This window comes from Castellaniella caeni NBRC 101664 (assembly GCF_001592225.1).
Taxonomy (GTDB): domain Bacteria; phylum Pseudomonadota; class Gammaproteobacteria; order Burkholderiales; family Burkholderiaceae_B; genus Castellaniella; species Castellaniella caeni.
The window spans coordinates 116,490-137,285 of the sequence record NZ_BCWN01000001.1; the positions used below are offsets into that span (position 1 = coordinate 116,490).

General features: G+C 63.9%; 19 protein-coding genes and 1 tRNA gene. 15 read left to right on the plus strand and 5 right to left on the minus strand.

Translation table 11 applies throughout. The annotated features are described in order from the left end of the window. Positions 1-75: 75 nt before the first annotated feature. From lon to tig, 4 genes are all read right to left on the minus strand, one after another. Complete coding sequence (gene lon / locus CCA01S_RS00510) at positions 76-2,535, minus strand: endopeptidase La (protein WP_066452692.1); 2,460 nt, start codon at positions 2,533-2,535, stop codon at positions 76-78. Positions 2,536-2,691: 156 nt separating this feature from the next. After that, positions 2,692-3,987: an ATP-dependent Clp protease ATP-binding subunit ClpX gene (gene clpX, locus CCA01S_RS00515; protein ID WP_066452694.1), complete on the minus strand. Its 1,296-nt coding sequence runs from the start codon at positions 3,985-3,987 to the stop codon at positions 2,692-2,694. 13 nt (positions 3,988-4,000) lie between these two features. Next, positions 4,001-4,660: an ATP-dependent Clp endopeptidase proteolytic subunit ClpP gene (clpP, locus tag CCA01S_RS00520; RefSeq protein ID WP_066452696.1), complete on the minus strand. Its 660-nt coding sequence runs from the start codon at positions 4,658-4,660 to the stop codon at positions 4,001-4,003. Next, complete coding sequence (tig, locus tag CCA01S_RS00525; protein ID WP_066452698.1) at positions 4,660-5,970, minus strand: trigger factor; 1,311 nt, start codon at positions 5,968-5,970, stop codon at positions 4,660-4,662. The genes clpP and tig overlap by 1 nt, the downstream gene beginning before the upstream one ends. Before the next feature lie 113 nt (positions 5,971-6,083). On the opposite strand from tig, the gene CCA01S_RS00530 reads away from it, so the two are divergent. The 6 genes from CCA01S_RS00530 to cydB all read left to right on the plus strand — a co-directional run bounded on the left by CCA01S_RS00530 (position 6,084) and on the right by cydB (position 10,959). Further along, positions 6,084-6,168: transfer RNA gene (locus CCA01S_RS00530), tRNA-Leu, on the plus strand. 47 nt (positions 6,169-6,215) lie between these two features. Then, entirely contained in the window at positions 6,216-6,416 is a 201-nt protein-coding gene (locus CCA01S_RS15110; RefSeq protein WP_084386263.1) for a relaxase domain-containing protein, read from the plus strand. 178 nt (positions 6,417-6,594) lie between these two features. Then, complete coding sequence (locus CCA01S_RS00535; RefSeq protein ID WP_066452700.1) at positions 6,595-6,858, plus strand: helix-turn-helix transcriptional regulator; 264 nt, start codon at positions 6,595-6,597, stop codon at positions 6,856-6,858. Beyond that, positions 6,855-8,201 carry a type II toxin-antitoxin system HipA family toxin gene (locus tag CCA01S_RS00540; RefSeq protein WP_066452702.1) on the plus strand — a complete coding sequence of 449 codons (1,347 nt, stop codon included), beginning with the start codon at positions 6,855-6,857 and terminating at the stop codon, positions 8,199-8,201. Before CCA01S_RS00535 ends, CCA01S_RS00540 begins: the two co-directional genes overlap by 4 nt. Positions 8,202-8,569: 368 nt before the next feature. Further along, complete coding sequence (locus CCA01S_RS00545; RefSeq protein WP_066452707.1) at positions 8,570-9,952, plus strand: cytochrome ubiquinol oxidase subunit I; 1,383 nt, start codon at positions 8,570-8,572, stop codon at positions 9,950-9,952. Further along, a complete protein-coding gene (cydB, locus tag CCA01S_RS00550; protein ID WP_066452709.1) occupies positions 9,949-10,959 on the plus strand; it encodes a cytochrome d ubiquinol oxidase subunit II in 1,011 nt (336 codons plus the stop codon). The genes CCA01S_RS00545 and cydB overlap by 4 nt, the downstream gene beginning before the upstream one ends. Before the next feature lie 34 nt (positions 10,960-10,993). Here the strand turns inward: cydB and CCA01S_RS00555 are convergent, their stop codons facing one another. Continuing rightward, on the minus strand, positions 10,994-11,914 hold the full coding sequence (locus CCA01S_RS00555) for a LysR family transcriptional regulator (protein WP_066452711.1): 921 nt from the start codon (positions 11,912-11,914) through the stop codon (positions 10,994-10,996). A 141-nt stretch (positions 11,915-12,055) separates the two neighbouring features. On the opposite strand from CCA01S_RS00555, the gene CCA01S_RS00560 reads away from it, so the two are divergent. The 9 genes from CCA01S_RS00560 (at position 12,056) to CCA01S_RS00600 (ending at position 20,789) form a co-directional block, all read left to right on the plus strand. Next, on the plus strand, positions 12,056-12,520 hold the full coding sequence (locus tag CCA01S_RS00560; protein ID WP_066452713.1) for a PACE efflux transporter: 465 nt from the start codon (positions 12,056-12,058) through the stop codon (positions 12,518-12,520). An 88-nt stretch (positions 12,521-12,608) separates the two neighbouring features. After that, a complete protein-coding gene (locus tag CCA01S_RS00565; RefSeq protein WP_066452714.1) occupies positions 12,609-13,223 on the plus strand; it encodes an ABC transporter ATP-binding protein in 615 nt (204 codons plus the stop codon). Between the two features lie 209 nt (positions 13,224-13,432). Next, the gene (gene tenA / locus CCA01S_RS00570; protein ID WP_066452715.1) at positions 13,433-14,116 is read left to right on the plus strand and encodes a thiaminase II; all 684 of its coding nucleotides are present in this window, start codon (positions 13,433-13,435) and stop codon (positions 14,114-14,116) included. A 105-nt stretch (positions 14,117-14,221) separates the two neighbouring features. Then, on the plus strand, positions 14,222-15,109 hold the full coding sequence (locus CCA01S_RS00575) for a pirin family protein (RefSeq protein WP_066452719.1): 888 nt from the start codon (positions 14,222-14,224) through the stop codon (positions 15,107-15,109). 127 nt (positions 15,110-15,236) lie between these two features. Beyond that, positions 15,237-16,058 carry a 2,3,4,5-tetrahydropyridine-2,6-dicarboxylate N-succinyltransferase gene (dapD, locus tag CCA01S_RS00580; protein WP_066452720.1) on the plus strand — a complete coding sequence of 274 codons (822 nt, stop codon included), beginning with the start codon at positions 15,237-15,239 and terminating at the stop codon, positions 16,056-16,058. Continuing rightward, positions 16,055-17,203 (plus strand): succinyl-diaminopimelate desuccinylase, encoded by a 1,149-nt coding sequence (gene dapE / locus CCA01S_RS00585; protein WP_373278642.1) that lies wholly within the window; start codon positions 16,055-16,057, stop codon positions 17,201-17,203. Before dapD ends, dapE begins: the two co-directional genes overlap by 4 nt. 111 nt (positions 17,204-17,314) lie before the next feature. Continuing rightward, positions 17,315-18,211 (plus strand): 50S ribosomal protein L3 N(5)-glutamine methyltransferase, encoded by an 897-nt coding sequence (gene prmB / locus CCA01S_RS00590; protein WP_066452722.1) that lies wholly within the window; start codon positions 17,315-17,317, stop codon positions 18,209-18,211. Further along, positions 18,208-20,133, plus strand: a complete 1,926-nt coding sequence (locus CCA01S_RS00595; RefSeq protein WP_157076500.1) for an ABC-F family ATP-binding cassette domain-containing protein — start codon at positions 18,208-18,210, stop codon at positions 20,131-20,133. The genes prmB and CCA01S_RS00595 overlap by 4 nt, the downstream gene beginning before the upstream one ends. Positions 20,134-20,246: 113 nt before the next feature. Beyond that, the gene (locus CCA01S_RS00600; RefSeq protein WP_066452723.1) at positions 20,247-20,789 is read left to right on the plus strand and encodes a carboxymuconolactone decarboxylase family protein; all 543 of its coding nucleotides are present in this window, start codon (positions 20,247-20,249) and stop codon (positions 20,787-20,789) included. The last annotated feature ends 7 nt before the right edge of the window (positions 20,790-20,796 follow it).

A 20,796-nucleotide genomic window follows, 5' to 3' on the forward strand; every position in this document is an offset into this window, starting at 1 on the left:
CCCACCGCTTGCCGCCCGCCCAGAAAAATGCCCGCCGATCCATCAGGCGGGCATTTTTCGTTCAGCAGCGGCGTATCAGTGCTTGATGATGTCGGTGCTGCCCGAAGCCGTCGGCTTGCCAGCCGCCACGGCCTCGGCGGCCAGACGCGCCACTTCTTCGTCCGACAACGGGGTGGGCATGCGCTGCAAGGCGACTTCGAGTACCCGGTCGATCCAGCGCACGGGAATGATTTCGAGGTGATTCTTGACGTTGTCGGGGATATCGACCAGGTCTTTGACGTTTTCCTCGGGAATCATCACCGTCTTGATGCCACCCCGGTGCGCCGCCAACAGCTTCTCTTTGAGACCGCCGATTTCAAGCACTTCACCGCGCAGCGTGATCTCGCCCGTCATGGCGACGTCCGCCCGCACGGGAATACCCGTGAGCGCGGAGACCATGGCGGTGGTGATCGCGATGCCCGCCGAAGGGCCGTCCTTGGGCGTGGCGCCTTCGGGGAAGTGCACGTGCAGATCGTGTTTTTCAAACACTTGATCGGCAATGCCCCATTTGTGGGCGCGCGCCCGCACGACGGTGCGCGCGGCTTCGACGGATTCTTTCATCACGTCGCCCAAGGACCCCGTGCGGGTAACCACACCCTTGCCCGGCATGTCGGCGACCTCGATGGTGAGCAGCTCGCCGCCCACTTCCGTCCAGGCCAGACCCGTGACCTGCCCCACGCGATCTTCTTTTTCGGCCACGCCAAAGCTGAAACGACGCACCCCCAGGTAATCGCCCAGATTGTCGGAATCGACCTGGATGGATTCGGCCACCTTGGCAATCTTGTGGTTCTTGCCCATGGGATTGGCCGAGAGCAGGCGTTTGACGGCCTTGCGGCAGATCTTTGAGATTTCGCGCTCGAGCGCCCGCACCCCGGCTTCGCGCGTGTAGTAGCGCACGATGTCGCGAATGGCGGACTCGGTGACGACGAGTTCGCCTTCCTGCACCCCGTTGTTCTTCATGAGCTTGGGCAGCAGGTGGTCGAAGGCGATGTGCACCTTTTCGTCTTCCGTGTAGCCTGACAGGCGAATGACCTCCATGCGGTCAAGCAGCGCGGGCGGAATATTGAGCGTGTTGCTGGTGGCCACGAACATCACATCCGAGAGGTCGAAATCGACTTCGATGTAGTGATCCTGGAAGGTGTGGTTCTGTTCCGGGTCGAGCACTTCGAGCAGCGCGGATGAGGGATCGCCGCGGAAGTCAGCCCCCAGCTTGTCGATCTCGTCGAGCAGGAACAGCGGATTGCGCACGCCCACCTTGGCCATGTTCTGCAGAATCTTGCCCGGCATGGAGCCGATGTAGGTGCGCCGGTGGCCGCGAATTTCAGCCTCGTCGCGCACCCCGCCCAGCGCCATGCGCACGAACTTGCGATTCGTGGCGCGCGCCACCGACTGACCCAGCGAGGTCTTGCCCACGCCCGGAGGCCCGACCAGGCACAGAATGGGTGCCTTGAGCTTTTCGACGCGCTGCTGCACAGCCAGGTATTCGATGATGCGCTCTTTGACCTTCTCGAGGCCGTAGTGGTCGGCGTCGAGCACTTCTTCGGCGTTTTTGAGCGCATTGTTGACGCGGCTCTTTTTGTGCCAGGGCAGACCCACCAGGGTGTCGATGTAGTTGCGCACCACGGTGGCCTCGGCCGACATGGGCGACATGAGCTTGAGTTTTTTGAGCTCACCATCGGCCTTTTTGCGCGCTTCTTTGGACAGGTGCGCACCGGCAATCTTGCGTTCAAGTTCTTCGAGATCGGCGCCTTCTTCGCCTTCGCCCAGTTCTTTCTGGATGGCCTTGACCTGCTCGTTGAGATAGTAGTCGCGCTGGCTCTTCTCCATCTGCTTCTTGACGCGGCCGCGAATGCGCTTTTCGACCTGCAGGATGTCGATTTCGGATTCGAGCTGCGACAGCAGGGATTCGAGCCGCTGCGCCGGGCCGGCCATGTCGAGCAGCGACTGCTTCTGCTCGATTTTCAGCGGCAGATGGGCGGCGATGGTATCGGCCAAGCGTCCGGCGTCTTCGATGCCCGACAGTGAAGTGAGAATCTCTTGCGGGATTTTCTTGTTGAGCTTGACGTACTGCTCGAACTGGGCGAGCACGGCACGGCGCAAGGCCTCGGCCTCGGCTTGCCCCGCGGTATCTTCTTCGATGCCCGTGACGCGGGCCATGAAGTGGGTTTCGGCATCGGACACGGCGTGAATGCGCGCCCGCTGCAGGCCTTCGACCAGCACCTTGACCGTGCCGTCGGGCAGCTTGAGCATCTGCAGAATACTGGCCGCACAGCCGATCTCGTAGAGGTCGTCGGGTGTGGGTTCATCTTTGCCGGCTGACTTCTGGGCCACCAGCATGATGCTGTTGCCCGCCTCCATGGCAAGCTCTAGGGCCTTGATCGAGCGTGGCCGCCCCACGAACAGGGGAATGACCATGTGGGGAAAGACCACGACGTCACGCAGCGGCAGCAGCGGCAAATCCGCAGGTTCCTGGGTCAGAATCTGACTAGCAGACATGGTTGCTTCCTAAAATTTAATATCCAATAAAAAAGGAAGCGCAGGCTTCCTTTTCGCATCTTGCCTGCTTCTTCATATGGAGCCGATGCCAGGCCTTTCAAGGCCTGGCTGGCGACTCTCAGTATAAAGGCAGAACGCCGGGTGACGAACCGGGGATCAGGCGGCAGCCGAACGCAGGGCTTTTTCCTCGTCGGCATGCGGGGCGCTGCGCGGCCCCTCGATGAGGGTGGGCGCGCTGCGGCCTTCGACCGCATCGACGTCGAGCACGACGCGGTTGATTTCCTGGCGCGAAGGCAGCTCGAACATGGTGCCCAGCAGCGCCTGCTCGATGATGGAGCGCAGGCCGCGCGCGCCGGTACGCCGCTTGATGGCGCGCTGCGCGATAGCCGTCAACGCTTCGGGTGTGACGTCGAGCTCGACCTCTTCCATTTCGAAAAGCTTCTGGAACTGCTTGACCACGGCGTTACGCGGCTCGGTGAGGATGCGCACCAGCGTGTCTTCTTTCAGTTCTTCGAGCGTGGCGACGACCGGCAGGCGCCCAACGAGTTCGGGAATGAGGCCAAATTTGATGAGGTCTTCGGGTTCGACTTCGGCGAAGAGTTCGCCCACGCCGCGCTCGGAACGCGCCCGCACCGTGGCTGAAAAACCGATGCCCGAACGCTCGCTGCGGTCGCGGATGATTTTTTCGAGCCCGTCGAAGGCGCCACCCACGATGAAGAGAATGTTGGTGGTATCGACCTGGACGAAGTCCTGGTTGGGATGCTTGCGCCCGCCTTGCGGGGGCACCGAGGCCACCGTGCCTTCGATGAGCTTGAGCAGCGCCTGCTGCACGCCCTCGCCCGAAACATCGCGCGTGATGGACGGGTTGTCGGACTTGCGCGAGATCTTGTCGATTTCGTCGATATAGACGATGGCGCGCTGGGCCTTTTCGACTTCGTAGTTGCAGTTTTGCAGCAGCTTCTGGATGATGTTTTCGACGTCTTCACCGACGTAACCGGCTTCGGTGAGCGTGGTGGCATCTGCCATGACGAAAGGCACGTCCAGCATGCGCGCCAGCGTCTGCGCAAGCAGCGTCTTGCCCGAACCCGTGGGCCCGATCAGCAGGATGTTGCTCTTGGAAAGCTCGACGTCGCCGCTCTTGGCATCCGAGTAGCGGATGCGTTTGTAGTGGTTGTACACCGCCACGGCCAGGTTGCGCTTGGGCGTTTCCTGCCCGATCACATAACCGTCGAGAAAGCTTTTGATTTCCTGCGGCGTGGGCAGTTCGTTGCGTACGGCCAGGCGCGCGGCCTCTTGTTTTTCGTCGCGGATGATGTCGTTGCACAGGCTGATGCATTCATCGCAGATGAAAACGGAGGGGCCGGCAATGAGCTTGTGGACTTCGTGCTGGCTTTTGTTGCAGAAGGAGCAGTGCAGGGTCTTATCCTCGCTGGATCCCTTTTTTTCGGTCATGGCAAACCTGTCGCTATTTGGTTTCGTCGGTACGCGAAACCAATACCTTGTCAATCAGCCCGTAGGCCTGAGCCTCGTCGGCAGACATGAAATTGTCGCGCTCGGTGTCGATGCCGATGCGCTCGATGTCCTGGCCCGTGCGGTCGGCCAGGATGCCGTTGAGGCGTTCGCGCAGGCTGAGGATTTCCTTGGCCTGGATCTGGATGTCGGATGCCTGGCCCTGCGCACCGCCCGAAGGCTGGTGGATCATGATGCGCGAGTTGGGCAAGGCATAGCGCTTGCCCTTGGCACCCGCCGCCAGCAGGAACGCCCCCATGCTGGCCGCCAGGCCGGTGCACAGAGTGGAGACCGGTGGCTTGACGAACTGCATGGTGTCGTAAATGGCCATCCCGGCGTACACCGAGCCGCCCGGCGAGTTGATGTACAGGGAGATGTCTTTGTCGGGGTTCTCCGATTCCAGGAACAAGAGCTGCGCCACGACAAGGTTGGCCGACTGATCGTTGACCTGCCCCACGAAGAAGATGACCCGCTCGCGCAGCAGGCGCGAGTAGATGTCATATGAGCGCTCGCCTCGGCCCGATTGCTCGATCACGATGGGCACGTAGCCCAGATTCGTGGGGACGACGGAATCCCCGCCATACATCGATGCATAGAAATCGGTGAACCTGGACATTAACGTGTTCCCATCAAGGTATCAAAATCGACGGCTTCGTCGGTGACCTGGGCAGCGGCCAGGACGTGATCGACGACGTTGTCTTCGAGCACCAGCGATTCGATTTCGGCGCGCCGCTGGCGGTCGGACAGATAATAGGCCACGACCTGGGCAGGTTGTTCGTAGCTCTTGGCGAATTCTTCGATGCGGGCGCGCACTTGTTCGGGCTTGGCCTTGAGGTCGGCCGACTTGATGAGTTCGCCCACCAGCAGGCCCAGGCGTACGCGGCGCTCGGCTTCCGGACGGAAGGTGTCTTCGGGGATGGGCAGGGTGTCGGCATTGGGCACGCCACGCTGCTTGAGTTCTTCGCGCGCGGCGGCGGTGCGGCTGGCCACTTCGTTATCGACCAGCGCCTTGGGCAGGTCGAAGGTGCAGGCGCCCGCCAGGGCGTCCATCACGCTGAGCTTGGTGCGGTTCTTGGCACGGGCCTGGGCCTCGCGCTCGACGTTGCCGCGCACGTCGGCCAGCAGGGCTTCGACGTTGCCTTCGGCCTGGCCCAGCGACTTGGCGAAATCGGCGTCGATTTCGGGCAGTTCGGGCTCGGCGACTTCTTTGACGGTGATGGTGAATTCGGCCTTCTTGCCAGCGACGGTTTCACTACCGTAGTCGGCGGGAAATTCGAGCGGGAAGGTCTTGCTTTCACCAGCCTTCAGGCCCTGGGTGGCGGCTTCGAATTCGGGCAGCATGCGGCCCTGGCCAAGCACGAAGGGGAAGTCTTGCGCGGTGCCGCCCTCGAAGGCCACGCCGTCGATGGTGCCGGCGAAGTCGAGCACGACACGGTCGCCGTCTTGCGCGGCACGGTCGGCGGCGGGCTTGAAGATGGTGCGCTGGCGGCGCAGGATGTCGAGCGTCTTTTGCACCTCGGCATCACCCACCTGGGCGCTGCTGCGGGTAACCTTGAGCGTGGCGAGGTCGGGCAGTTCGACTTCGGGGTAGACCTCGAAGGTGGCCGAGAAGGCCATCACGCCGTCTTCGGCGCCTTCGACCTTGGGTTCGAGGTTGGGGGTGCCCGCCACGCGCAGGTTGGCGTCGGCGATGACCTTGTCGAGCGATTTGCCGATCTGGGTATTGATGACGTCATAGCGCACCGAAGGGCCATGGCTGCGCTCAATGACCGACAGCGGGGCCTTGCCCGGACGGAATCCGTGGACCTTCGCCGTACGGGCGACGCGCTTGAGTTGTGCCTGGACTTCTTTTTCGATGTCGGCCACTGAAACGCTCAGATCGACACGGCGCTCCAGGCCGGACAGTTTTTCAACCACGGGCTGCATTCGGAACCTATTGATGTAGTGGACAATAAACGGGCTATTTTAGCGGAAAGTGGATGAGGGCGTAGGATTGCCGGGAGGATCGGGATTTCACGCTATAATGTTCGGCTGACCTAGCGAACGTGGCGGAATTGGTAGACGCACCAGATTTAGGTTCTGGCGCCGAAAGGCGTGAGAGTTCAAGTCTCTCCGTTCGCACCACTGATCTTATAACAGCTGACAGCATACTATCATAATCAGCAAAATCAGTGGGTTACGAGACAACCCTGGAGCATACGGGCAATCTCATCATCGCTAAGTTTCGCCACGAAACGGCCCGGCCCACAGAAGACGCTGCACCGGACCCGCGTCTGCACGTCCACGCGCTGCTAACGAACCTGACGCAGCGGGCCGACGGACAGTGGGTTGAAGTAATGGGAAGGGGCGACCATCCCATTACTTCAATTTGATGCTGGGCGATTCGCCGAAAACCCGGCGGTTGATGCAGCAGAAAGCGACTGCACCATGGCGCGGCGACATGCGACCCTGAATGGGCAAGCGATCTCTATAAGACGGATATCTTGTATTTTTGTGTCTCTGAAGATACATTATTAGTGATAGCCAAATTTTTGCATCTCAGGAGGCACCATGACGACGCTCGCTGACGTCGCGGACATGTTGCGCGAGGCCCGCAAAGAAGCAGGCCTTAGCCAACAGGCTTTGGCCAAGCGCGCAGGGGTTTCGCGCACCACGGTTGCCCGCATGGAAACGGTCGCTATGGGCGACATGAGCGTCTCTGCCTTGATCAGGCTATTGGAATCAGCAGGCTATGACCTGAAGCTGATCAAGCACGGCCATACTCGCACCATTGAAGATATCCTTGCCGAGCAACGTCGAGGCGATGACACATGAAGCTCGACGTACACGTCTGCGGCAAAATGGTCGCCAGCCTGCATAAAGACCGGGACGAATACGTCCTGACGTATTTGCCGCAGACCGACCCTGCTGATTTCATCAGTCTGGCCATGCCCGTCCGGGAGGAACCATGGCGCTGGCCTCGTGATCTGCATCCGTTCTTTCGCCAGAACCTGCCAGAGGGCTATTTGCTGAGCATCATCCGCGAGGAATTTGGTCCCCTGCTGGACGGCACCGACCTGTCCTTGCTGGCCGTCGTGGGAGGCACCGGGATCGGACGCGTGACGGTAAGCCCCGAAGGTACCGCCCCAGGCAGCGATCTGGAATCCGTGCATATCGAACAACTGCTGAAGGCTGACAATACGACAGAACACTTCGCCAGGCTGGTGCGTCGGTACGCTCGGGCATCCATCTCGGGCATGGTACCGAAATTCATTGCACCCGAAGCAATCGCTGGAGAAATGCTGGAGCCCCTGGGCAAGCCCACCCTACGCACCCACCGCCACATCATCAAAGGCTCGGACGACAGCACACCGTTTCTGGGGTTCAACGAGTTCTACACCCTGCGCGTCCTGGCACGACTGGATGTGACCCCAGTGGTCACAGCTCAAATGTCGGAAGATGGACGCGTGCTGATCGTCAAACGCTTTGATGTAGACGAGCACGGGGCCGTGACTCACGGTGTCGAGGACGCCTGCAGCCTGTTAGGGCTGCCGCCACACGAAAAATATGCGACCACCACCGAGCGCGTCCTGACAGCCACTCGGACTTATATTGCAAGCAGCCATGCCCGATTACAGCTGACGCATTTCGGCTGGCAATTGCTCGCGAATTATGTCGTGCGCAACGCCGACTACCATGCCAAGAACATCGCGCTGTACTACACCACCCTGAATGATGTGGCATACACGCCGGTCTACGATGTCGTCACCACACAGGCCTACCCACGCTACGCGACCAACCCACCCGGGCTGCCCGTTGATGGACGACAGACATGGGCCGCGGGGAAAACACTGGAACGATTTTTCAACGCACGACTCGGCATCCCACCGAAACAGTATGCTGAGATGGTCGAACGGCTTTGTGAGTCCGCCGTCGAAGTCGGACTAGAAGTGATTGAAGCGGCCAAGAACAACCCACAGTGGCATAGCGTGGCTAAAAATATGGTGCATGCCTGGAACGACGGGATGGCATCGCTGCGCAGCCCCAAAAGCCAAGTGCTGTTCAAAGGCCTGACCAATGCCATTGCCGATGCAGGCTTCTCTGATGCAGACAAACCCGAGAACGAACGAACCGTCATCGGGCGTTCGGAATTACTGGCGACGCGACGGAAAAAATAAGCCGAGCAGATAACAACCGTACCACGGTGCGGCAACGCACGGCCTTGACTATGGGCGATGAGCTTGAAGGCCGTCACACAACGGTCGCGCCTATCGATAAGCAAAGCGGTGCAGAAGCAGGCAAAATCACCGAATCCCCGACGTCTGGCCCCAAAAAAGCCCCAGAACCCGCCGAAACCCACATGAATGTCGGGTGTTGCTTGCTCTCCGTTCGCACCACAAGCCGGTCAGCTGCTGATAGCACATCATTAATAATCAATAAAATCAGCCACTTACCATATCAAGGCGGCATATCGGGGCGTGCCTGAAGCAGGCGGATACAGTTGTGCCGCGACGGCGGCGGTATCCTGGGGGCGGAGAGTCAAGTCATGAACGAGACGCTGTTGCTGTCCCGCCTGCAGTTTGGCTGGGTCATTTCCTTTCATATTCTGTTTCCCGCCTTCACCATTGGACTGGCCAGCTGGCTGGTGTTTCTCGAAGCCTGGTGGCTCAAGACGCGCAGCGAGCTGCTGCGCGATCTCGTCTTCTTCTGGATGAAAATCTTTGCCGTGTCCTTCGGCGTGGGCGTGGTCAGCGGCATCGTGATGAGCTTCCAGTTCGGCACCAACTGGGCGGGCTTTTCCGCCGACGCGGGCAACATCGTCGGGCCGCTGCTCAACTACGAAGTGCTCACGGCCTTCTTCGTCGAGGCCTCGTTTCTGGGCATCATGCTGTTTGGCTGGCGCCGCGTGGGGCACAAGACCCATTTCGCCTGCACCTGCATGGTGGCGCTGGGCACGCTGGCATCCACCTTCTGGATCATGTCGGCCAACAGCTGGATGCAGACGCCCGCGGGCTACACCCTGAAGGACGGTGTCTTCTACCCGCTCAGCTGGTGGGCGATCGTCTTCAACCCCTCTTTCCTGTACCGCCTGCCGCACATGGCGCTGGCCGCGTTTCTCAGCACCGCCTTCATGATCGGTGGCATCTCGACCTACTACCTGCTGCGCGACCGCTTCGCGGACAAGGCGCGCCTGTGCCTGAAATGCGCCGTGGCATTCGTGGCGATCGTGGCGCCGCTGCAGATATTCGTCGGCGACCTCAGCGGCCAGGAGGTGCGCCACAACCAGCCGGCCAAGCTCGCCGCCATCGAAGCGCACTGGAACACCAGCCGCGACGTGCCGCTGGTGCTGTTCGCGGTGCCCGACGAAAAGACCCAACGCAACGACTATGCGCTCGACGTACCGCACCTGGGCAGCCTCATCCTCACGCACTCCTGGCATGGCGCCGTCGAAGGCCTGAAAAGCTTCCCGGCCGACGACCGCCCGCCCGTGGCTATCCCCTTCTATGCTTTTCGGATCATGGTCGGCCTGGGCGTCCTGATGTGGCTGATCGCCTGGTACGGCATCTGGAAGTGGCGGCGCGGCACCCTGCTGGCCGCGCGGGGCTACCTGCGGGCATGGATCTGGATGATGCCCTCGGGCTTCATCGCGTTGCTGACGGGCTGGTACGTGGCCGAGGTGGGCCGCCAGCCCTGGGTGGTCTATGGCCTGCTGCGCACCGCCGACGCGGTGAGCCCCGTGCCCGCGGGCAGCGTCCTGGCCTCGCTCATCCTCTACGTCGCGGTGTACGCCGCCTTGTTCGGCTTTGTCGGCTGGTATCTGCTGAAGATGCTGCGCGTGGGGCCCGTGGCGGCGCCGCAGCGCCTCGCGCACCAGACCGCGGCGCGCCCGCTGTCGCTGGCGGATGAAGAACCGGGAGCTCGTTCATGACGCTTGTCACGATACTGCCCGTCGTCTGGTACGCCGTCATCGGCTTCGCGGTGCTGATGTACGTCCTGCTCGACGGTTTCGTGCTGGGCATCGGCATTCTTTCCCCCTTCGCCGACGACGAGCACCAGCGCGATCACATGATGAATACCGCAGCCCCCATCTGGGACGGCAACGAGACGTGGCTGGTCATGGGCGGCGCGGGGCTCATGGCGGCCTTCCCCAAGGCATACGCCATCGTGCTCTCGTCGTTGTACCTGCCCGTGCTGTTCATGCTGATCGCGCTCATCTTTCGCGGCGTCGCCTTCGAGTTCCGCTTCAAGGCCACGCGCTCGCGCGCGCTGTGGGGCGCGGCCTTCGCTCTGGGCTCGGTCGGCGCCGCCTTCATGCAGGGGCTGATCCTTGGCGCCCTGGTGGAAGGCATGCCGCTCACGGGCGGCAAGTACATCCACGACCCGGCCTTTGCCTGGTTCAGCCCGTTTTCCGTGCTGACAGGGGTTGCCGTGGTGTTTGGCTACGCGCTGCTGGGCGCGACCTGGCTCATCCTGAAAACCGAAGGCCGCGTGCAGCGCATCGCCTTTGACCTCACGCGCCCGCTCATGCTGGCGGTGATCGCCTTCATGCTGCTGGTCAGCACCTGGCTGCCCTTCCTGGATTCCAGCCTGATGTCGCGCTGGTTCACCTGGCCCGGATTCCTGTACCTGTCGCCCGTGCCGGTGCTGGCCATCGCCAACGCGGCGGCGCTGTGGCTGGCCGTCATCCGCAACCACGAAGTGGCGCCCTTCGCGCTGTCCCTGTGTTTTTTCGTCCTGGGCTTCATCGGGCTCGTGGCGGGCATCTGGCCCAATATCGTGCCGCCCACGCTCACCATCTGGCAGGCCGCCTCGCCCGTGGCCTCGCAAGGCTTCGTGCTGGTGGGCGTCGTCATCATGATCCCGGCGGTGCTGGCCTACACGGTCTATTCGTACCGCGTCTTTCGCGGCAAGGTGCAGGCGGGCGAAGGCTACTGAAGCCGCCCGGCCCGCCGACGGCCGCCCCAGGGCGTCAGCGCCGCCCCGGATCGCGGCCCGCCACGGGCTTGCCCGCCCCCAGCATGGATGCCGCAAAGCGGTCGCGCAACCAGCGGGCCGCGGGGCCGCTGGGACGCTGCTTGTGCCAGACCATTTCAAGGGCGACCGGCCAGTCGGCGTCGTCGAACAGGAGCTTGGGGCTGAGCAGATCGACCGCATCGGGCGAGTCTTCAACGATGTGGTCGGGCACCAGCGCCCAGCCTAGCCCCTGGCGCAGCAACTGCAAAATGACCCAGTGGCTCTCGACCCACCAGACGTCCGCCGCCATGCGCAGGCGCTGCTTTTCCGGGCCTTCGCTGCGCACGGCCACCATCAGCTGGCGATGGCGTTTCAGGTCTTCCCATTCGACGGGTTCGCGCGCAAAGGGGTGCTGCAGGCCGACGAGCAGCTTGAGCTGCACCCAGCCCAGGGTGTGGAACGCCAGCTCGGTCGGCAGCGCCTCTTGACGCCACATCACGCCCAGATCGGCCTTGCCGTCGAGCACCATGCGGCTGACGTCTTCCATCATGGGAAACAACAGTTCGAGTTCGATGTGCGGAAAGTGGCGGGCAAAGTCGCCAAACAAGGCGGCCAACGCGCGTTCTGGATAAAGCTCGTCGATGGCGACCACGAGCCGCGTCTCGACGCGCGACTCGAAGCTGGCGGCCACGCCGATGAGGTGTTCGCGGCGGTCGAGAATCAGCTGCGCCTCGCGCAGCAGGCGGGCGCCGGCCTCGGTCAGTACCGGCGTGCGCCCGGCCCGGCTGAACAAAGCCAGCCCCAGGTCGTCTTCGAGGCTGGACACCAGGGTACTGATGGCCGACTGCGCCTTGTGGACGGCCCGGCCCGCCGCGGAAAACGAGCCGTGCTCGGCGGCGGCGACGAAGGCGGCCAACTGATCGATGGAGACGGTCATCCGGTGTCCTATCTATCTTTAAGTGAGATATATTCTAACTTTGGATTATCTCATAATCAGATAACATAGCGGCTATCCATTCTATCCATCATCTGCCACCGGCAACCACCGGCCAGCCGCTTTTACCTGGAACCCGCCACCATGCCTTTGCGCACCTTTGCCGATCGCGTCCGCCACGCCCTGCTGTTCGAAATCATCGGCCTGATCATCGTCATCCCCGGCGCGGCGTATCTTTTCGACCAGCCCATGAGCCACATGGGGGTGGTCGGCGTCGGCGCCTCGGTCATCGCCACGGTCTGGAACTTCATCTACAACCTGGGCTTCGACCACGCCATGCTGCGCCTGGTGGGCCACGCGCGCAAAAGCCTGCCCGTGCGCATCCTGCACACCGCGGCCTTCGAGATCGGCCTGCTGTTCGCGCTGGTGCCGCTGATCGCCTGGTATCTGGACACGAGCCTGTGGGCCGCCCTGGTCATGGACGCCGCCTTCGTGGCCTTCTACCTCGTCTACACCTTCGTATACAACCTGATCTACGACTGGGCCTTCCCTATCCACACCGCCCCCACCGCCCAGCCCGACAGCAGCCGCGCGACGACCGCCCACTGACCGCCCTGAATCAGGCCAGGCAGCAGCGTGCATCGGCAACCACCATCGGGGGCGAAAAGCACAGTCAGATACGCCCTATACTGCTGTCATGTTACGCATCGACAAGCTCAGCAAACGCTACGGCGACCACCTCGTGTTCCAGGGGCTGACACACACCTTCCAGCCGGGGTGCGTGGCGCTCTGCGAAGAAGACAGCACCGGCAAGTCCAGCCTGCTGAGCATCGTCGCGGGCGAACTCGCGCCGGACGCGGGCAGCGTCTGGATCAACGGCCTGTCGCTGCGGGACATGCCGCAGGCCGCCAAGGCCAGGCTGGCCTACGTGCCCGACGACTGCCTGAGCTTCCCGGCGCTTACGGGGCGCGAATTTCTCGTCCAACGCGCCGCCGACAAGCAGGCGGCACTGGACGACACCGTATCCGGCTTCGCCGACCAGCTGGGGCTGACGCCCCACCTCGACAAGCGCTTCGAGCAGATGTCCACGGGCACGCGGCGCAAAGTCTTTCTGGTGGCCGCGGCGCTGGGCAAGCCGACTGTGGTCGTGGCCGACGGCCCCAGCAATGGCCTGGACAGGCAGGCCACCCTGGCCTTGGCCGAGCAATTCAAACACTGGGGGCAAGACCGCGTGGTGCTGTTCGCCAGCTATGACCGCACGTTGGTGCAGGCCTGCGAGGCCCAAATTGTTGAAATCAACACGCTGCGCTAGACGCCGCACACCACCATACGCCCGAGCACACAGCCACTCTCACAGTGCCAGTACGGCCGACAATCCACCGCTGGCACCATTTCTGGCATTGCACCATCCCGCTGACCCGGCATGATGACCTCATGAACACACACTCGACATAAGCCCGATTCAAATCGAATCCCACGCCAACCACCCAACCGCCGCGCCCGGCCCTGACGGATAAAACAATGACCCGATCCGCGCATGCACCGCTCGATATTCTGACCGCCCGCCACCAGCAGACGTGGCAGGCTTATTGCCAGCACGACTTCGTGCGCCAGCTGGCTGCGGGCACCCTGCCCCGGCAGGCCTTCCAGCACTATCTGAAGCAGGATTATCTTTTTCTTGTGCACTTTGCCCGCGCCTGGGGGCTGGCCGTCTACAAAAGCCGCAATATTCACGAGCTGCGCCAGGGCTGCGACAGCCTGAAAGCCATCGTCGATCTGGAAATGGGCCTGCACATCCAGTACTGCGCTCAATGGGGCATCACCGAGGCCGATCTGGCCACCTTGCCCGAATCGCGCCAGACCCTGGCCTACACCCGTTACGTGCTCGACACAGGCCTGCGCGGCGACCTGCTCGACCTGCACGTGGCCCTGGCGCCGTGCCTGCTGGGCTATGCCGACATCGCGCGCTGGTTGTGCGCCCAGGACTTCACCCGACGCGGCGACGCCAACCCCTACGACGCGTGGCTGGGCATGTACGTCAGCGACGAATTCCAGGCCGCCGCGCAGGCCGAACGGCAGTGGCTGAACACGCAGATGGCCGACCTGCCCGCGCGCCGGATGGACGAACTCGCCCAGATATTCGACGACGCCACGCGACTGGAAATCGACTTCTGGCAAATGGGACTGGACGCTGCCAGCCTCTGACGCCCATCACCAAAGCCCGCCGCCAGGCAGGAACAGATCGGCATTGACACCCCGTCCGCCAGCCGCCAAGCTAACAGCTTGAACATCATCCGGCGGAGTGCCACCATGACCTTGAACCTGCTCATCGAACGGCGCATGCACGATCTGGGGGGCGGTTTCACCGTGGGGCGGCTGCTGCCACACGCGCGCCGCCGCATGGTGGGGCCCTTCGTCTTCTTCGACCACATGGGGCCGCTGGACGTCCAGGCGGGCGCCGACGCCAGCCTCGACATCCGGCCGCATCCGCACATCGGCCTGTCCACTGTCACCTATCTTTACAGCGGCTCGATCACGCACCGCGACAGCCTGGGCTCGCACCAGGAAATCTTTCCCGGCGAAGTCAACTGGATGACGGCGGGCCGCGGCATCACCCACAGCGAAAGGCTGGACGCCGCCCGCGCGCAGGGTGCAATCATGCACGGGGTGCAGGCCTGGGTGGCGCTGCCCCGCGAAAACGAAGACATGGCCCCCGCCTTCTTCCACCACCAGGGGCCCGGCGAACTGCCCGAATTTCAAGAAGACGGCGTCACGGGGCGGCTGATCGCGGGCACCCTGGACGGGGCGCGCGCGCAGGTGCAGACCCATTCTCCGCTGTTCTACCTGCACTGGAACATGGCGGCGGGCGCGCGCCGCGGCCTGAGCGCCGAACACCCCGAGCGCGCCATCTATGTGGCCGTCGGCCAGGTCGAGGTCGGCGGCCAGCCGCTGGCCGCCGGACAGATGATGGTGCTCGAGCCGGGCCAGGCCGTGCTCGTCACGGCGCAGGCACCCTCCACCGTGATGCTGATGGGCGGCGAGCCCATCGGCGAGCGCTACATGTTCTGGAATTTCGTCTCGTCCTCCAAAGACAAAATCGAACAGGCCAGCGAAGCCTGGCGCGCGCAGCGCATGCCATTGCCGCCCGAAGACAATCAAGAATTCATCCCCCTGCCCGAACGGCGCAAGCGCGTCTGACCACCAAACCGCCGCAACGCCCTCGTGGGCGCGCTGCGCACGGACACAAAAGATTCAGGACGAATTCAGCTGTCATCCTGATAAAATTTTCGGCCTGATTTTCATATCGCCTCAAGGGCCAGACATCATGCCGAGCACGCTGCAGGAACAGATCGAACTTGCCTGGGAAGACCGGGCCGCCTTGAAACCGGGGCTTGCCTCGTCCGACGTCAGCCGCGCCGTCGAAGAAGCCCTGCACGGGCTGGACACCGGCACCCTGCGCGTCGCCGAAAAGATCGACGGCCAATGGCACACCCATCAATGGCTGAAAAAAGCCGTGCTGCTGTCTTTCCGGCTGGCGGACAACCGCCTCATGGGCCAGGCGCCGCAACTGTACTACGACAAGGTGCCGCTCAAGTTTCAGGATTATTCCCAGGCTGATTTTCAGCAGGGCGGCTTTCGGGTCGTGCCCACGGCCACGGTACGGCGCGGGGCCTACATCGCCCCGGACGTCGTGCTCATGCCCTCTTACGTGAACATCGGCGCGCGCGTGGGCGAAGGCACCATGGTCGATACCTGGGCCACGGTGGGCTCTTGCGCACAGATCGGGCGCCACGTGCACCTGTCCGGTGGCGTGGGCATCGGCGGCGTGCTCGAACCCCTGCAGGCCGGCCCCACCATCATCGAAGACAACTGCTTCATCGGCGCCCGCTCCGAAATCGTCGAAGGCGTCGTCATCGAAGAAAACTCGGTGCTGGCCATGGGGGTGTTCATCTCGCAAAGCACGAAAATCTACGACCGCGACACGGGTGAAATCCACTATGGCCGCGTGCCCGCCGGCTCGGTGGTCGTGCCGGGGTCGCTGCCCGCCGCCGACGGCAGCCACAGTCTGGCCTGCGCCGTCATCGTCAAGCGGGTGGACGCCAAGACCCGCGCCAAAACCAGCATCAACGACTTGCTGAGGGCATGATGGCCGACGCCGATGTGCATGCCCTGGCGCGGGCGCTGATTGCCCGGCCATCGGTCACCCCGGACGATGCGGGCTGCCAGGCCCTGATCACCCAGCGCCTGCAACCGCTGGGCTTCGCCTGCGAGCCCCTGTCCAGCGGTGCCGTCAGCAACCTGTGGGCGCGGCGCGGCAGCACAGCCCCGCTGGTGGTGTTTGCCGGGCACACCGACGTCGTACCCACCGGGCCGGAATCCGCCTGGCCCAGCCCCCCCTTTACGCCCACCGAAGCCGAAGGGCACCTGGTGGGGCGCGGCGCCGCCGACATGAAAACCTCGTTGGCCGCCTTCGTCGTGGCCGCCGAAGAATTCGTCGCAGCCCACCCGGATCACGCCGGGTCGATCGCCCTGCTGCTGACCTCGGACGAGGAAGGCCCGGCCACCGAGGGCACCGTACACGTCTGCCGGGTCTTGCAAGCCCGCGGTGAAACCCTCGACTACTGCATCGTGGGCGAACCCACCTCGGCCGATACGCTGGGCGATACCATCAAGAACGGACGGCGCGGCTCGATGTCGGCACGCCTGACGGTGCGGGGCATCCAGGGCCACGTGGCCTACCCGCAACTGGCCCGCAACCCCATCCACCAACTGGCGCCCGCCCTGGCCGAGCTCGCCGCCACGCGCTGGGACGAAGGCAATGCATACTTCCCCCCCACGACCTTTCAGGCGTCGAACCTGCACGCGGGCACCGGCGCGGGCAACGTGATCCCCGGCAAGGCCGTACTGGACTGCAATTTCCGCTTTTCAACCGCTAGCACGCCCGAAGACCTGCAGGCGCGCGTGGCCGCCATCCTGCAGCGCCATGGGCTCGAATACGACATCCGCTGGACGATTTCGGGACTGCCCTTCCTCACCCCCCAGGGCCCCCTGTGCGCTGCGCTACAATCGGCCATCGCGGAAGAAACCGGCGTCCAGGCCGCGCTCTCCACCACAGGGGGCACCTCGGATGGCCGCTTCATCGCCCGCATCTGCCCGCAGGTGGTCGAGTTCGGCCCGCTCAACCGCAGCATCCACCAGGTGGGCGAGCGCATCCCGCTCGACACGCTGGTGCCCCTGAAAAACATTTACCGCAAGGTGCTCGAAAAGCTGCTGGGCGCCGAACGCGCGTAAGCCCTGTCCGGGCGGCGCGCAGTCGGCCCCGGCGCTACGGATCGGCCCGCGTCAGTGCGCGGTGCCAAGACCCTGCGCGCACCCCCATACAAGGACATTTCCCACCCCGCCATGGCTGCCCCACATACCGAACTGCTTACGCTGCGCGACCTGCTGCGCTGGGCCATCACCCGCTTTCGCGGCGCCAATCTGGTGTTTGGCCACGGCAGCGACAATGCCTGGGACGAGGCCGTCTACCTGTTGCTGCACGCCCTGCACCTGCCACTCGACACGCTCGAACCCTTTCTCGACGCGCGCCTGCTCGAACGCGAGCGCCAGCGCTGTGTCGATCTCATCCACGAACGGGTGAACACGCGCAAACCCGCGGCATATCTGACGGGCGAGGCCTGGCTGCAAGGCGAGCGCTTCCTGGTCGACGAGCGCGTCATCGTGCCGCGCTCGCCCATCGCCGAACTGCTGGGCGAGCAACTGTCGCCCTGGATCGACGACCCGCAGGCCGTACATCAGGTGCTCGACCTGTGCACCGGCTCGGGCTGCCTGGCGATTCTCGCGGCGTTGGCGTTCGAAGACGCCCAAGTGGACGCGGTGGACATCTCCGCCGACGCCCTGGCGGTCGCGCAGTCGAACATCGCCCTGCACGGCCTGCAGGGACGCGTCCGCGCCCTGCGCAGCGACCTGCTCAAGCAGGTGCCCGCCGAGCGGCAATACGGCCTGATCGTCTGCAATCCACCTTACGTCAACAGCCAGGCCATGGGGGCGCTGCCTCCTGAATACCGCCACGAACCACGCCTGGCGCTGGCCGGTGGCAGCGACGGCATGGATCTCGTGCGGCGCATCCTGGCAGACGCTCCGCGCGTCATGGCGCCCGAAGGCCTGCTGGTGCTGGAAATCGGCCACGAACAGGCGCATTTTCATACGGCCTTCCCCGCGCTCGATCCTATCTGGCTCAGTACCGAAACCGCCAGCGACCAAATCCTGCTGCTGCGCCGCGCGCAGCTTGCCTCGTGATCCGCGCCAGTCACCTGACCCTGCGGCGCGGCGTCAAGGTTTTGCTGGAAGACGCCGAATTCGTGGTGCACCCGGGCGAGCGCGTAGGCTTCGTCGGCAAGAACGGCGCGGGCAAGTCGTCGCTCTTTGCCCTCATCCAGGGGCAGATCGACCCCGACGCGGGCGATCTGGACATCCCCGCCGCCTGGCGCGTAGCCAGCGTCGAGCAGATCCTGCACGACACCGACCGCGCGGCGCGCGAATTCGTCATGGACGGCGACCACCACCTGCGCGAGCTGCAGGCGCAACGCGCGGCCACCCCGCTGGATCAGGGCCAACGTATCGCCGAACTCGAATCCGCCCTGATCGAGGCCGACGCCTGGAGCGCGCCCTCGCGCGCCGAGCAACTGTTGGCGGGCCTGGGCTTCGCGCCGGACGAGTGGGCGCGCCCGGTGGCCAGCTTCTCGGGCGGCTGGCAGATGCGCATCGCGCTGGCGCGCGCGCTCATGTCGCCCTCTGACCTGCTGTTGCTGGACGAACCGACCAACCACCTCGACCTCGACGCCATGCTGTGGCTGGAACGCTGGCTCGCCAGCTACCCGGGCACCGTGCTGCTGATTTCCCACGACACCGAGTTTCTCGACGCCGTGGCGCGCGTCATCCTGCACTTTGAGCAGGGCAAGCTCGTGCGCTACAAGGGCGGCTACGAAGACTTTCTCGAACAGCGCGCCGAACGCCTGCGCCAGAACCAGCTGGCACGCCAGAAGCAGGCCCGCGAGACGGCCCACCTGCAGTCGTTCATCGACCGCTTCAAGGCCAAGGCCACCAAAGCCAAGCAGGCCCAAAGCCGGGTGAAGGCCCTGGCGCGCATGCAGACGCTCGCCCCGCTGGCGGTCGAGGCGGGCATCGACATCCGCCTGCCCGACCCAGCGCAGACGCCCGACGTGCTGCTGCGCCTGGACGAAGCGGCGCTGGGCTACCCGGCACCAGTGGGTGCCGAGCCGCGCACGGTGCTGCACGACGTCAGCCTCATGGTGCGCGGTGGCAGCCGCATCGGCATCCTGGGGGTCAACGGCGCCGGTAAAAGCACGCTGGTCAAGACCCTCGCGCAAGAGCTGCAGCCGCTGGCGGGCCGCTACCAACCCGCCAAGGGGCTGGAAGTGGGCTACTTCGCCCAGCAGCAGCTCGACGTGCTCGACCCCGAATCCAGCCCCCTGCAGCACTTCACCCGCATCGCTCCCGACACGCGCGAACAAGAACTGCGCAACATGCTGGGCCGCTTCGGTTTCGGTGGCGACATGGTGAACCAGCCGGTCGCGCCTTTCTCGGGCGGCGAAAAGGCACGCCTGGCGCTGGCCCTGGTAGTCTGGCGCAAACCCAATCTGCTGCTGCTGGACGAACCCAGCAACCACCTGGACGTGGACACTCGCGAGGCCCTGGCCCGCGCCCTGGCCGAATTTCCCGGCAGCGTGCTGCTGGTGTCGCACGACCGCCACCTGCTGCGCACCACGGTGGATTCGTTCTGGATCGTGGCCGACGGCCAGGTGCGGCCCTTCGACGGCGACCTGGAAGACTACCGCGACTGGCTGCAACAGCGGCAGACGCAACAGAACCAGGCCAGCCGCACGGCCACGGCGCCCGAGAAAGACCGCAAGGCCCAGCGCCGCGAGCAGGCCCAGGCCCGCCAGCAACTGGCCGCGCAGCGCAAGCCGCTGGAGACACGACTGAAAAAGGTGGAAGACGCCATGGCCCGCGCGCAAACGCGACTGAGCGCGCTCGACGCCCTGATTGCCGACCCCGACTTCTACTCGGACGCCCACAAGGACACGCGCCCGAGCCTGCTGGCCGAGCATGGCGAACTGAGCAAGGCCTTGCAGCAGGCCGAAGAAGAATGGCTCGAAATCCAGACCGGTCTCGAACAGCTGCAAGCCGACGTCGGGTGACCTTCAACGCTCCATATTCCAAATTTGAATAATTTAATGCGCTTATAGTCGTTCGCTATGAGAGTGCGGCTCCATAGAATGATTGGGTCTTAACCCTGATCACGCTATCTGCCATGAGCCGCCTTCCCATTCAGTCCATCGAATCCGCCCACGCCGACGCCCAAGAACGCCTGCGCACCGCCGCCAAAGCCAGCGGTTTTCTACCTAATCTGCTGGGCGTGCTGGCCAATGCCCCCACCGCGCTCGAAACCTACCAGGTCGTCGGCGCCATCAACGGGCGCAACAGCCTCACCCCCACCGAGCGCGAAATCGTGCAAATCACGGCGGCCACCTACAACGGCTGCGGCTTCTGCGTGGCGGGCCACACCAAGATCGCCACGAAAAAGCTGCAATTGCCGCAAGCATTCGTGGACGCCCTGCGCGGCACCCGCGCCCTGGACGACCCCAAGCTCAACGCCCTGGCGCAGTTCACGCTGCAGGTGCTGGAACACAAAGGACAGGTGGGGGACGAAGCCCTGGCGGCGCTGCGCGCAGCGGGCTACGGCGACGCCCAGGCGCTGGATGTCGTGCTGGGCGTGAGCCTGGCGACCCTGTGCAACTACGCCAACAACCTGGCACGCACGCCCATCAACCCGGAACTCCAGGCCTACGCCTGAACCGCGG